Raw genomic sequence first — 14,157 nt, forward strand, 5'->3', positions numbered from 1 at the left:
ATGACACCCCGGGATGGGGTTGAATGCGCACGCGGGGATCAGCCGGACAGCGCACCCGTCAATTCATGGCGAGCCTGTTGCAGGATACCGCGCAGGATCTCCGCAGGCCTGGTGTCATGTCCCTGAAGGAAGTCTTCCCAGGCCGACATGGGGATCACATCGGCATCGTATTCCACCACGCAGGAGCGGGCCAGAAGGTTGAGACGCACGCTGGAAACCCCGGGCAACTGGTCCAGCATCCTCTCGATCTCCGGGATGTCCGCCTTACCCACCAAATCCTTGAGGTCGGCATCCAGTTTCAGTCGGATACGGCCACACAGATGATGGGCAACACGCACTCGGGTCAGGAGTTGAATCAATACATCGGCATGAGTCATTACTGACCCTCACCAACAAGCACGCGGAATGGCGGGATGCAGGAAAGTTGTGTCACAGGCAGGCACGGCAGACTCCTGGCTTGGGGCACCTGGCTGGCGTTAAGGCTGGCTAACGTGACCGCGGGATCCAATGGTTTCATGGCAACGGGCAAAATCAGTATGGGCCGGTCACCCCCGACGGGCATTGACTCGCATCAACCGCACCTCGGTATTGACTCTCCATACAGCTGCAGGTTCGAGCATACTGAAGTTGCACGCATTCGAACAGCATGCTGTATTGGCGACATACGTCACCGTAATGATACCTGCCGAGGAGTTCAGTGCCATGGGCACCCCCGTATCCATTGTTTCTTCCGTTCCGGGCCGGCTGCGACTGAAGGGCGAACTGCTGAGGCAGGAGACGCCCAGAACACGACTGGAACGGGATCTGCTCACCCTGGACGGCGTGACGGACCTGCGACCCAACCCCCGGGCCGGTAGCCTGGTCGTGCACTATGACCGGGCCGGTTGCACAGTGCCCGAGATGGAAGCCCGGATCAGACACCTCATCGGTTCGGCGGTCCCCTCCCCTGCCCGTTCAAGCAAAAAACCTGCACCAGACTCCGGCAACCGGCGCCGACCGGGACAACGATCCCTGCGCATGCGGGTGAATCGGGTCTCCAAGATCGGCATGCTCACCAGCCTGGCGGCATCTCTGGCGGTGACGCAAGTGCGTCCCCGGGGCTGGAAATACTGGCATGCCAGCACCGGCTGGATGTTCGTGGCCTGCCTGGGGATTCATCTGCTGGTCTATCGTCGCCATCTGCTGCGATAGGCCCTACAATCCCGTCCATGTTCGGATTCCTGCAAGGTTTTGCTTACGGGCTGTTTCTGTCCTGCCTGCCCTGGTTGATTGTCGGCATGATCAACCCCAGGCTGGTACTGCCCACCGATCCGCCCACCCGCTGGCAGGTGGCGCTGCGCTATTGGCTGATCTTCCCCTTTGTCGCCTTCATCCTCTGGGTCACTTCCCTCTGGGGCGGCTTTTCTCCCTCCCTATGGGGCTGGCTGGCCGGTCTTGCGGCCATTCCCGTGGCCATCCCCTTGGAACGAGGCTGGCGGCGCTGGCAACAAGCCCAGGCCGAGCGGCGCCGCCAGGCCCGGCTCGCCGCCGAGGCGGCGCGAGAGCGGGCCGAACTGGAACGCAAGGCCCGGGAACAGGGGCTGACGGTACTGCGTCCGGATCAGCCACCGGCGGAAACCGATGACGTGATCCTGGGGTTCTGGCAGGCCAAGAAGGACCTGCTGGCACTGAACCGCCCGGACCTGGCCATTCAGGCGGATCGGCTCTACAGCCGTTATCTCCACGTGGATGACCTGCTGCGCGGCAAGTTCGACCCCCGGGAACTCACCTTCGAACGCTCCCGGAACATGGTGGCGGAAGTCTGCCGAAACTCGGTGGATACCCTCCAGGCCATGGCTTCGGTGGCCAGGGGAATTGCGGGCGTGGACGTGACCTATGCCAGACAGCGCCTGGACAAGGCATCCTCATGGATCACCGATGAAGAGCGGCGCGCCCTGAAGCGGCGCCTGGAACTGGTGGATGACACGGAACGACGCCTGCGGGAACTCGGGGCCCGTAACGAAGCCATCATGACCGCTCTGGATGATACCGCCGTGGCGGTCTCCGCCGTGGCCACCGACCGCCCCCAGGCGGCGATGGCCACGCAACAGGCCCTGAAGGATCTTCAGCAATTCGCCGAAAAGGCCCATCGGTACGGACGCGCCGATCCCTGAAAGATCATTGACGAAGCGTTCCTACTGCGTGCACCCCGGACAATAGGGGGTGCGATCCATGGCGTCGGGGATACCATCACCATCGATGTCATCGTCCAGTTCCAGGGCGGAGCTCATCCATTCATCGGGCGTGTACTGAGGACTGAAAAAGTCCGGGCGACCATCGCCGTCGAAATCGAAGCGCGCCAGATCGGTTCCCGGGAAGTCATCCCATTGCGTGAGCGCCTCCGCGACCAGCGTAAGCCGACGCCAGCGCTCCGGATCCTGCGTGGCCATCTCCGCCCAGGCAACCGCCGGATCGAATTTACCCGCCGCCGCCAGCAGCTTGACGCCTTCCCGCCTACGGTCATCCCGCTGGGTGGGATTGCTGAGTGTATCAACCAACGCCTGATGACCTTTCCAGCCCCATGCCGCATCGGAAGAGGCGCCCGCCAGCAGACGATGCGCCCCTTCTCGCGCCCTGGCGACGAATGCCTGATTGAAGCCGTTGAGGTGACCTTCCCGATGCAGACGCATACGCTGGTCCGTTGCCACGGAGAGATAGGCTTTGGCCACGTTTTCCGCCTCGACCAGGGCATTCTGGAGCGCGGTTTGGTCGTCTCCGGCCAGGGAGGCCATGGACACCAGGGTTGCCATGGCCTCAAGGTCCAGGGTGTCCAGTGCCTGGGCAGGCATTCGAGCCCGACTTTGCAGATCCGCCACTCTCCTGAAGTGCAGGCTGCGGACATCATTGGCCGAAATCATCCGTGCCTGCTGCTGCAAGACGCTGATCACACCGGCAGGATCCATGCCCAGACTGATATGGCCATCCGCCAGCAGCCAGGCGGCTTCCGCCCGCAACAGGGTGGACGCCCCTGTACCATAAAGCGATTGAGCCAGCATCCAGCACGCTGCTATGCGTTCCTGCCCACGACCCGGCTCCCCCAGCTCCGCCGTCACCAGGGCCGCAGCATGACATCCCCTGCGCAACATCTGATTCACTTCGGTCTGGGCGGTGTTTACCGTTGCTCCGGGGGGTGGGACATAGCCGATGGCATCCAGCCAGGGGGCATCATCCCCACCCACCGCATTCTCTATGAAGGCGCTGGAAATGGTGAGCGCCCAACCCGCGTCCGCCACTTCCCTGGCGGCCGAAAGTCGGTTCGCCGCCGCCAGGCGACGAGCCAGACTGCGTCCGTCGGTGGTCATGCCTTCACTGCCATGGACCATGTAAACGGCACGATCCCGAGGTGAGGCAATGCGTTCATTCATCACCGCCAGCGCCGCGGAGGCTCCGCCATCCCCGGCCGCGGCCAGGGCCATGAATACGGCAATTTCGTTTGCCGCCGTGCGTGCGGCCGAGGCATACACGGGGTGAGGTTCCACCTCATCTGCCAGCAACTGCAGGAAACGGTCGGTCTCACCCAGTGCGCCGTAGGCAGGGGCGATGATGTCCACGTAGAAACGGGAAAAGTCGTTGGTCTGACTGCCGCAGGTGGCGTTGAGCAATGCTTCAAAGCGATCAATGCCGGCCAAGGCCTGATCACGGACGCCCAGATGGGCGTACAGGGCCGCGTATCGGGACGTGTACTGGCTCTGGATCAGCTTGCAGCTGGTAGGACCAGGCTGGGGCGAACCCATGCTATCCACCCACAGTCGCAACAGGTCGGTCGCGGCCAGGGCCTGCTCCCGAGGGATGCCGGTCATGCCGGCCTCCGCCGCCAGCCTGACCCGCTCTTCGGCCTGATTGAGAATGGCGGTGGTGATATTGAAATAATTGCCGGTCCAGGGCTTACCGGGGCCACCGAAATCACCGACGAAATCCAGCAAGGGTTCGATGACCTCCCGAGCCCGGTCCGGATGACCCGCAGCGAGAAAATCATCACTCAAGCTCTGGTGAAAGCGGGCATCGTTCCCCGTCAGATTGGCAATACCGCGTGCCTCAAGCTGGTCCCGCTGAATCTGTAATGCCCGTGACCAGTAGTTGAGCGCCATGTCCTCATGGCCGTTGAGAAACACCTCCCGCCCCACCTGACGGAAAGCATTCGCCCGTTCGGCAGGCTGGAAGATGCGGGCCCGCAGGGTCAGGTCCGCCTCATCAAACAGCCCGGCGGCCGCCATGCCCCGGGCAATGCCGGCAAATACCGGGTCCAGAACACTGTCGTCGTAGACGCCGTCGAACAGTCTCTCAGCCCGGTAATAGGGTGACAGATCGGAGCGCAGGAAATATTCCAGCCGGGCCTGATTATCCATGCCCAGCACCTCGGCCTCCGCCAGAGGCACCTGATGGTCCAGGACCCGGGAAGCGACCAGCTCGGCGATGGTCATGTCGTTTACCAGTCCGGCGGGCACCTGGAATCCGGGATCTTCCAGCTCAGCGATGCCGACCGGATAGGCTTGCAGGAGATAGCGGGCCACGTTGAAGATGCCGGGGCTGTCCGCCGGCATGCCTCGCCGGCCAGCGGCCTGCCAGACGGCATCTGCCAGGCGCTGGAGATTGGCCTGCTCGGCCTCAGTGACCGGCATGAAGCCCAGCTGCCCCTCGAAAAAGGAGGCCAGACCATCCCGCACATTCGATCTGGCCTGGGTATCGATCATGTCCTGGGCCGTTCCTCCCGTTCGTTCCTGCAGCCGACGGGCACGGGATTCCACGCCGACCAGGCGATCCCGAAGTGTCTGGGGCAAATCCAGCACAGGATTTTCGCGCAATGCCCGGGCTGCCTCGGCAAAATCGCCATCGGCATCGTTCAGGGCCTGGACGACCAGCCCCATGGGGTCGCTGCTGCCCCGCAGGGCCAGCCACAAATCGGTCATCAGCAGGCTGGCCCGCTGGGCATCCCCATCTTCGGCGGGATCATTCATCACGCTCGCCGCGGACAGACCCAGCAGATCCGCCGTCTGATCCACCGCCGCCTGGGCGCTGACCCCGCTTCCCCGATGGATCTGATCCACCAGGGTGGTGAGCGGTGAAATCACCGGTGCGTCCTGACCCAGCCAGGGGGCGCTCATGCGCAGCCCCTGGAAGTCGTGACCGGTCATGGTGTCCACGCCGCCGCTGGCCAGCAGACGCGCCCCGGGCGGGATATCCGCCGGCGCCACGTCCAGTTGGAAACGCCCCTGGGCATCGGAGCGCTCCACCGCCGACAGGGCATCGCCACCGGCGTCCTGCAGCCAGACAGCGGCTCCCGCGATGGGTGGATCGGTCACCAGACCACTCAGGCTGGTGACCGCACCGGAGTCATCACTGCCCGATGATCCGCCGCCACCACCGCAGCCGGACACCAGCAAAAGCGTCATCAGGGCCAGAAACCCCGCCGGTAGGTACTTGCGTGATCGTGACATGGAGGTTCCCCTTGCCGGTTCGGGCCGGTGATCACCGGTCAGTATCGTTTCAGAAGTCATATTTCAGGCTGACCCAGTAGTAGCGACCGATCTCCACACCGCTCTGCCCCGAGGCGACGGTATGGGTGCGTTCATTGAACAGGTTGTTGATCTGTAATTGGGCGGTGAGCAACGTGGAGCGCGGCATTGGCTGGGCGTAGCTCAGACGCAGGTCGGTGATGAAGGTGACCGGCCTGCTTTCCCGCTCGTACACATCCAGGCTCTCGTACACCACCTCGCCGCTGGGCAGCTCAATGCGATCCCCCTCCACCACCAGACCGGTACGGGTGATGATGGCGTGGCGCCCCCGATAACGGGTGTTCAGGTCCACCATGACCCGTTCCCCCATGGGACGGGACAGACTGAAGTTGGCCACCCAGGGACGGGAAAAATCCTCCCTCAGGATATCCAGTTCGCCGTAGCGGATACGCCTGCCCTGATAGAAGACGTACGCACCGGAACCGGTGGCATCCACCGGATCGTCATAGTCGGCATTGGAGGTCCTGGTTTCCGAGTAAGTCAGGTGCAGTCCCACCAGAGTTTGTCCGAACTCCCCGAACCAGGCCGTGGACAGGCCCCGGTAGCGGCTGCGTCCTTCGTTGTTCATGATGTAGTAGCGGTAGCCATCGGGCTGGACAGCGGTAGTGGTGCGGGCAAATTCATCCCGGTTCTCCCGTTGCACCAGCTGCAGGTTGAACAGGCCGCCCAACAGGACCTGCTGCACGCCAACCATGACTTCATCGCTGTAGGGAGTATTCAGATCATGGAAGACATAACGGAAGCTGCCCTCCCCCGAGTCCAGTTCCCAGTCCCGGACGATGTTCTGGGTGGTCCCCCGATACTCCCGATAGAAAGGTGCCCGGGCCTCCCGCAGCTTGTAGGTGAGCAGCGCCGCGCCGTAATAGCGGTTCACCCCGGCCCGCACCACGGTTCGGCCATCACCAAAGACATCCAGACTGCCCCGGGTGCGGTAGGCCACATCGTGATTGCCGAGAAAATCGTCGTGGTCGTAGCGCAGCCCGAAGGTGCCCGACAGACGCTGCCAGCCCAGGGTGGTCTCCGCAAACAGGCCGGTTTCGTTGAGGGACACCTCCACGTCATCGGCGGGATGCACGTTGCGGGTGGAGAAATACTGTTCCCGCTGCAGACAGTCGTCACTGTTGCCACGGCACTGGACCTCGCTGTTCACCACGGGATTCTGGAAAATGTAGAGATCCTCGTCCCGCTGAAAACGGTAGCGCTGGTGATTGACCTCGGCCCCGAAACGATGACGGATCCGGACCTGGCCGACCTGTCCTCCCGGAGTCTGGGCCAACCAACGCCCCGACAGGCTGGCCTGTTCCTTGTCGAGATCACCAAAGCCCCCCTGGCGGCTGTTGCCCACATCCGCCCGGCGCCCCCAGTCCACGCTGCGGGTATTGGCCCAGTTGAAGAAATCCTTGGGAGCAGAGCGGCTGTTTTCGCTGTAGTTCAGACCCACCCGGAACTGCTGGTCCAGGCGATCTCCGGCGTATTCCAGATTGCCGGTCATGCTGTAGCCACCGCCTTCAATGGTGAAATCGCTGTCCTTCACATCCGTGATAAAGCGCTCGTTCCGGTAAGGGGCATAACCAAGACTGAAATCCAGCAATCCCCGATCCCCCTCGGGCGTGGTCAGTTTCATCAGCAGATTGGTGTTTTCCTGCTCCTGGGAACGGCTGCGTCCCAGGGTCACCTCCGGGGTGGTGGATCGGGACTGATTGATGCCCAGCACCAGCCCGGATGCCTCTCCCACTGGCGTGGAATAATTCAGTGCCAGACGATCCCGGCTGAATTCAGGGGTGCCCGGCGGTTCCGGCGGCAAGGCGCCGGAGTCCGGGTCCCAGTCCCGGGTAAAGGTGCGATAGCTCACCCAGTTGCTGCGGGTGGCGCTGTAGGAGACGCTGCCTTCCGGTGTCGAACCCGCACGCCGGGTCTCCACCTCCACCACACCCCCGGTAAAGCGGCTGTATTCCGCCGGGACGTTACTGTCGAACACCCGGATTTCACCGATCAGCGCACTGTCGATGAACTGGGACTGTTCATGGCCGGGAATATCGTCGATGGCATTGGGTGTATTGGCCGCTGGATCCAGACGATTGCTGATGCTCACCCCATCCAGCAGAAACTGGTTTTCATAAAACCTCCCGCCGGAGATGGAAAAGGATTCCGGCCTCAGGTCAAACAGGGATTCCGGCGTCAGCGCCACCTCACCGAACTGGAGACCCGGCACCAGCCGGAGCACGCCGTCCACGCTGCCGTCGGCGCCCACGAAACGCTCGATATAACGGGCGTCGAAGCGATAGCGGCCGGCGGCGGTCGTTTCACCGCCCAGGGGGGTCCGGTCGGTGGGGCGCACCTCGATGGTATCCAGTCGGGCGTCGGCAGGCAGTGTCACCACCGTTGCCGCCTCCGCCTGTACCAGGGTGGGCAATCCGGAAACCACCAGGGTCAGCATCCAGACCGTGCTGGGCTTGAAGCCGGCACGGCACATCGGGCATGGATCACAGCGGTTCGTCATGCGTCACAACCGGCGCAATAGGGGGTACGATCCTGGGTATCGGGGATGCCATCCCCGTCGATGTCGTTATCCAGGGACAGGGGAGACGCGGCACGATCCGCCGCGCTGCTGCCGGGACTGAAGAAGTCCGGACGCCCGTCGCCGTCAAAGTCGAAGCGAGCCAGGGCCGTGCCCGGGAAGTCATCGGCGGTGCTGATGCCGTTGGCAATATTCAGCAACTGCCGGTGACGCTCCGGCGCCGTTGCAATGCCCATGGCCACCATCCTGGCCGTCTCATACTGGCGGGCGGAGGCCAGCCAATTGACCAGCGAGTTGATCTGGGTGGTGCGGTCGTTGGCGGCAAACAGAGCGTCGATCATTGCCAGCGATCCCTGCCAGGTACCCGGCAGGGCATCATCCCCCGACGCCAGCATGCGTGCCCGTTCCCGGGCCATGGCCACCTGATGGCGCTGGGTCTCATCGGCCCAACCGGTCCGGGTGATGGTCTGGCGAAGATCCCCGGCGACCCGGACGTAGCTCTCCATCAGCGAGTCACGTCTTTGTCCGGTGCGGATAAAGGCCACCAGGTCCAGCGCCTGATTGATGGCGGCCTGATCGCTGGAGGCGGTTGCCACCTGGGTGAGCATCTCCACCGCCTCATCCAGCGCCGACAGGGCTGCTTCGGGATCGCCACCGCTGCTGCGCAGCAGGGCCACTTCCATGAGGTTACGGATGCGGGACACCGGATTGCTCAACACGCTGCCCAGGGCATGGAGGCGATCAATCAGCTCTGCATCTCCCGCCATCTCCAGTTGCTGATAAGCCGCAGCCAGGGACCCGGCCACCCACAGCAAATCATCCGTTGTCATGCCTGCATCGTGAAGGACTGAGTCCACATGCCGACGGCAAGACCGCATGCGATCAGAGGCCAGCGCCTGTTGATCCATGCGACCGAGGATCAACGCGGTCTTCCGGCACCCCTGGTCCAGAAAATTCTGCGCGGAGGTGAGTTGGCCGGTCAACTCATCCACAAACCGCTCGGACATGGCCAGTTCCCAGGCTGCGTCCATCACCTGCCTGGCTTCATCCAGAGCACCTTGACGCCAGAGCAGCACGGCCAGATGAGGCGTGCCGACATCACTGGCTCCCGTACCCACCTGGGTCAATTGCGTGATGGCGGCCTGTACGGTGTCGGCCTGCGCCACCACCTGGCTGATGGCCCCTTCAACATCACCGCCGAGCGCACGATCAAGGGCCTGATAAAGCACCGCATTGTCCCGGGCCGAGTCGGCGTTGGACTCGTTGATCGGACGGACATGTCCCTCAATCCAGGCCAGATAGGTCTGGATGTCTCCCAACTCGCCATGAATCGACGCCATCCGGGGGCTCATGGTGGCACCATAGGTCAGATTGCAATCCGTGGTGGCCAGGTTCCGAAAATCATCGATGGCCTGCCGCATACCCGTGGTGCTACCCAGACGCCGATAGAAATCGGCGTAGGCCGTCACCATCAGGGTCTTCATGGCCTCGCAACGACCATCCTGCGGCTGACGACCGGCCCCCAGGGTGGCCTCCCGGAAAAAATCCACCGCGTTCAACGCATCGTTGAACGCCCTACCCGACAGCCCCGTCGCTTCGGTCGCATCCACGGCCGCCGAGGCACTATCTCTCAAGCTGACCATAATCCGGCCATAAGCGGTGGTATAGGGCTGACCCCGCTGGGATTCGATAAACTCCCGCACGGCCAACAGCGCCACATCGGCATCTTCCCTGAATCCGGCGGTGAGCAGGTCGCTGTTGAGGGACTGGAAAAACGCGGCGTCATCACCATCCAGATTGCTGATACCCTTGCCTTCCCTCAAGGCGGTTTCGTAGGTCTGGCGTGAGGCATTCCAGTACACGCGGGCCGTTTCAAGATCGTTGGCCCCACTCAACGCCTGAGCCACCTGCCGTTGAGCCATGGCCCGCTCGGTGGGCTGGAAGATGGCGGCCCGCAGGGTCAGTTCAGCCTCATCCAGCAGTCCCGCCGCGGCGAGGTTGTAGGCGTTGGCCCGGAACATGGGATCCAGCACGCCGTCATCCAGTACCCCGTCGAACAGGCGTTCGGACAGATAGGTGGGAGACAGATCGGAGCGGAAGAAGTAGGCGGCCCGGGCATCGTTGTCCACGCCCAGGGTCTCGCCACTGGCCAGGGGAATGGTGTGGTCGATCACCCGCAGGGCGGCCAGATCCCGGAGGATGACATCATGGCGGATGTCATTCAGGGGCAGCTCAGCCGCAGGATCGCTCAGATCATCGGGCATCTCATGCACCTGGAACACATAGCGGATGATGTTGAGCAGGGCCGGCCCCTCGGCAGGGACGCCTCGCCCCCCCATGCCTTCCCAGAGAGCATCGGACAACCTGTTCAGGTGATCGCCATAAATGGGCTGCCCCGCAATCTCGAAGAAACGGGTCAGGCCATGGCGCAGGTTCTGCAGCACCAGCGCACGGATCATCTCCTGGGCGGATGTCGCGGGGTCCAGACTCAGTAGATGGTCGGCACGTTCGGCCACGGCCTCAAGCCTGTCACCCACCGGACCGGACAGATCCAGGGCAAGGCGTTGGGCCGCCTGGTCCAGGCGGCCCTGGGCCATGCCATCCATGGCATCGTCCAGCAGCTGCCACGGATCGGCCTGCCCTTCCAGTGCCACCAGGATTTCGGTCATCAGCAGGCTGGCCCGCTGGGCGGAAGCATCACCAGCCGGATCGGCCATGACCACCGCGGGATTCAGAGCCAGACGGGAGGCTACGGCGGACACGGCCTGGTCCCGACTCATGCCTCGCTCTCGCATGGACCGATCCACCAGCGTGGTCAATGGCGATACCAGCATGTCATCAACGGCCCCTCCTTCAAGCGGCGCGCTCAACATCAAATTGCCAAGCACCTGGCCCGTCATCGTGTCGATCCCGCCCCGCGCCAGGATGCGACGCACCTCCCGGGCCAAATCTTCCGTCAGGGTCACACTGAAGCGACCATCACTGCCGGTGAGTTCCACGGTGGACAGGGCATCGCCCTGGGCATTCACCAGCCTTACCGCGGCCTCCTCGATCGGTGGGTCCGTCACCAGGCCGGACAGACGCAGAGAAGTGTCTCCCCCCGAAGAGGAGCCTCCCCCACCCGTGCAGGCGACGACAAAGGCAAGGGACAGTACTGCAGCGGACGCCCTCAGGGACGAAAAAACGACAGGAAAACCCATGATCGGTCTCATCAAAAAAACCAGATCGGGAATTTACAACAAAACACCAATGATAACCAATATCGTTTCTATGGGTCTCCCAACCACCATCCATCCGTCAGGACGCGAGCGAATGACGACATACGGTATACACTAGGTCCAGGAGAGCATCGTCGCCTCTTCACGGCGGCCTTCTCGGGCAATCGATGCGACGTTGGATCAAAGACTGGAGGCAGCATGCACCCAAATCATTCAGAGCCCCCCGCAACCCCTCCAATCAGCCTTTCCCTGCCACCCGTGGCGGAAGTGGAAACGGAGATCAAGCGGGACACGGCCCCCGAGCAGGCCATGGATGACCCCGAACTTCTTCGCATCGCGGATACCTTCCTGGCGGAACTGCTGAAAGATCAAGGACAGGCGGAGGTTGACCCCCGCCAACGCCAGGCCGTGGACGAGATGGGGCTGGACATACAGCGTCAGGCGGCCCATCGCAGCAAGCTGCTGCAGACCCCCATCCGCAAACTGGCCCACCAGGGGGATGAGGGCGGGCCGGTGGCCCGTTCCCTCATCGAGCTGCGCACCCGGATGCAGGATCTGGATCCGCGCCATCACAATCTAAGCCGTGAAGGGCTCAGTCGCATTCTGGCCCTGATCCCCGGGGTCGGCACGCCCCTGCAGCGTTATTTCCACAAATTCGAGACCGCCCAGGAAGCCCTGGACGCGATCATCAAGGATCTGGAAGCGGGCAAGGACATGCTGCACCGGGACAATCTCACCCTGAGCGATGACCAGCAGTCCCTGCGGGAGAGTCTGGTTCAGCTCCAGCGACAGATTGCCCTGGGGCGGATCATTGACCGCAAGCTGGCCGGCGAGGCCGCCGCCCTGCCCCAGGATGCTTCAAAGCGCCGGTTCCTGGAGGAGGAACTGCTGTTCCCTCTGCGCCAGCGGCTCGTCGACCTGCAGCAGCAACTGGCCGTCAGTCAGCAGGGCATCCTCGCCCTGGAGGTGGTGATCCGCAATAACCGGGAACTGATGCGGGGTGTTGACCGGGCCATCAATGTGACCGTCTCGGCCCTGAATGTGGCGGTGACGGTGGCCCTGGCCCTGGCCAATCAGCGGCTGGTGCTGGATCGGGTCGAGGCCCTCAATACCACCACCTCCAACCTCATTGCCGGTACCGCCGAAGCCCTGCGAACCCAGGGGGTGGAGATCCAGAATCGGGCCGCCTCCACGGTATTGGACATGGAGCAGCTCGAATCCGCTTTTGCCAATGTCATCGGCGCCATCGACGAAGTCTCCCGTTATCGTCGCGAGGCCCTGCCCAGGCTGGATGCCCAGATTGACCGTCTGGAGGCGCTGGCGGCCCAAGGGGATGCGGCGATCCGTCGCATGGACAAGGGCGATGGGATCGAGATGGACAAGGTGGTGGCCCGCCAGGGTGCAAATGATATCCCTTAGACTAAGTTTCCCTCCCTTCTGATCCGGAACACCCATGCCCCCAAACCCGACCTCCGACCTGCCTGTCCACCACGCGGTGATCGCCTACTTCTGGGCACCCTGGCATCTGCGCCGGATGCCGGGGACCACGCCGGAAGACCGGATGGCTCGGGCGATCTGGTGCCGTGACCACTGCGCCACCCTGGCGGGACGCTGGCTCCTGCTGGGCTTTGCCCTGTGGATGATCCAGATTTCTCCGCTGGGCTTTGTGTTCGTGATCGGGGGCTGGCCGGTGTTGGGCCTGCTGTTCCCGGTCACCTTCATGGTGGGCATCGCCCACCTGGTCGCCCAACTGGTGGCCCAGAAGAAGGCCGGACCGCCGAAGATCGATCCGCCGGTGGATCGGGACGAAGACTGAGACACCCAGCCTCCGGGTCCGGCCGCGCCCTACCGGGTGCGCCAGGTCTGGAATGACGGATATTCCTCATAACCCCGGGTGAGCACGTATTCCAGCACCGCCTGCAGCCGATGCAGGCGGATCACAGAATCCACCCGCAGGATCTCCTCTCCCAGTTCATCGAAGAACACCAGGGTGGGGGCGTAGAACAGATCCATCTCCTCGGCCCACTGCCGGGCCATCAGACGTCGGCCGTCCGGCGTCACCACCGGGGTATCGGACCACATGTCCAGTTGCACCACATCGAACAGGGACAAAAAGTCCAGCACCTCGGGATCCCCCAGCGGCTCGGTATGCAGCACGTCGCAGGCGTGGCACTCGCCCTGCTCGAAAAACACCACCAGGGGGCGCTCGGCCGCCACCTGCGAGCGGTCCAGCCGATGGGGAGGTGGACGGAAAAAGTCCCGATGATTGAGGTCATCGGCGTCAAAGCGCGGCGGTGGATCGGCTCGGGCCAGGTAATCTCGGAAGCTCTCACGCTGGTAGTGGGCGTCGGCCACGTATTCCAGCGCGGCACGGAAACGGTAGGGAGAGTGATAGCCCCGCAGGATGAAGACGGGCTCTCCTTCCAGGTCATGGAACAGGAAGGATGGGGTGAAGTTCAGGCGCTGCCCGACGGCGAACTCCCGTTCCGTGAGTGAGCGGCCTTCCAGGGTGGTCATGGTGCGACTGCCCAACACATCCAGGGCCACCACCAGAAAATGCCTGCGGGTGTATTCGACGATGTCCGGCTGCTGGAAATTGACCTGGAACAGGGCCTCGCAGTAAGGACAGTCGTCCATGCCCAGATAGACCACCAGCCCGCGCTTGCCCTCATCGCGGGCGGTCTGAAGGTCCTCGCCCAGATCCAGGAAAGACAGATGGAACCAGTCCGGTGCCTGCAGACCGATGAGCCTGGGGCGATCATCGATCGGCGGCTGGTCATCGGCGCAGACGGAACCGGACAGGATCAGGACCAGCCATCCGAGAATCAGTCGGACAAGGCGGGATGACAGTCTCGGCACGGTTCAACCT

General features: G+C 63.2%; 9 protein-coding genes. 4 read left to right on the forward strand and 5 right to left on the reverse strand.

The genetic code is table 11. The features are described from left to right. Nucleotides 1–38 precede the first annotated feature (38 nt). Nucleotides 39–377, reverse strand: a complete 339-nt coding sequence (locus ACLF6L_RS09995; protein WP_200175095.1) for a cation transporter — start codon at nucleotides 375–377, stop codon at nucleotides 39–41. Between the two features lie 325 nt (nucleotides 378–702). Between ACLF6L_RS09995 and ACLF6L_RS10000 the strand changes: the two genes are divergently transcribed. Continuing rightward, nucleotides 703–1,191: a hypothetical protein gene (locus ACLF6L_RS10000; protein ID WP_412851605.1), complete on the forward strand. Its 489-nt coding sequence runs from the start codon at nucleotides 703–705 to the stop codon at nucleotides 1,189–1,191. A gap of 17 nt (nucleotides 1,192–1,208) precedes the next feature. After that, nucleotides 1,209–2,153: a cobyrinic acid a,c-diamide synthase gene (locus ACLF6L_RS10005; protein ID WP_412851606.1), complete on the forward strand. Its 945-nt coding sequence runs from the start codon at nucleotides 1,209–1,211 to the stop codon at nucleotides 2,151–2,153. 21 nt (nucleotides 2,154–2,174) lie between these two features. Here ACLF6L_RS10005 and ACLF6L_RS10010 read toward each other — a convergent pair whose 3' ends face one another. From ACLF6L_RS10010 to ACLF6L_RS10020, 3 genes are read right to left on the reverse strand one after another with little or no spacing between them, the layout of a single operon-like run. Continuing rightward, the gene (locus ACLF6L_RS10010) at nucleotides 2,175–5,474 is read right to left on the reverse strand and encodes a hypothetical protein (protein ID WP_412851607.1); all 3,300 of its coding nucleotides are present in this window, start codon (nucleotides 5,472–5,474) and stop codon (nucleotides 2,175–2,177) included. A 49-nt stretch (nucleotides 5,475–5,523) separates the two neighbouring features. Continuing rightward, nucleotides 5,524–8,052, reverse strand: a complete 2,529-nt coding sequence (locus ACLF6L_RS10015) for a TonB-dependent receptor plug domain-containing protein (protein WP_412851608.1) — start codon at nucleotides 8,050–8,052, stop codon at nucleotides 5,524–5,526. After that, nucleotides 8,049–11,138, reverse strand: coding sequence for a hypothetical protein (locus ACLF6L_RS10020; protein ID WP_412851609.1), 3,090 nt, complete (start codon nucleotides 11,136–11,138; stop codon nucleotides 8,049–8,051). Before ACLF6L_RS10020 ends, ACLF6L_RS10015 begins: the two co-directional genes overlap by 4 nt. 348 nt (nucleotides 11,139–11,486) lie before the next feature. On the opposite strand from ACLF6L_RS10020, the gene ACLF6L_RS10025 reads away from it, so the two are divergent. Beyond that, a complete protein-coding gene (locus ACLF6L_RS10025; RefSeq protein ID WP_412851610.1) occupies nucleotides 11,487–12,707 on the forward strand; it encodes a toxic anion resistance protein in 1,221 nt (406 codons plus the stop codon). A 34-nt stretch (nucleotides 12,708–12,741) separates the two neighbouring features. Continuing rightward, a complete protein-coding gene (locus tag ACLF6L_RS10030; RefSeq protein ID WP_238616119.1) occupies nucleotides 12,742–13,104 on the forward strand; it encodes a hypothetical protein in 363 nt (120 codons plus the stop codon). Between the two features lie 29 nt (nucleotides 13,105–13,133). Here the strand turns inward: ACLF6L_RS10030 and ACLF6L_RS10035 are convergent, their stop codons facing one another. Continuing rightward, nucleotides 13,134–14,102 carry a thioredoxin family protein gene (locus ACLF6L_RS10035; RefSeq protein WP_412852779.1) on the reverse strand — a complete coding sequence of 323 codons (969 nt, stop codon included), beginning with the start codon at nucleotides 14,100–14,102 and terminating at the stop codon, nucleotides 13,134–13,136. Nucleotides 14,103–14,157: the final 55 nt, after the last annotated feature.

Origin of the sequence: Ectothiorhodospira shaposhnikovii, assembly GCF_047222355.1 — a bacterium.
In the GTDB taxonomy this organism is placed as follows: Bacteria; Pseudomonadota; Gammaproteobacteria; order Ectothiorhodospirales; family Ectothiorhodospiraceae; genus Ectothiorhodospira.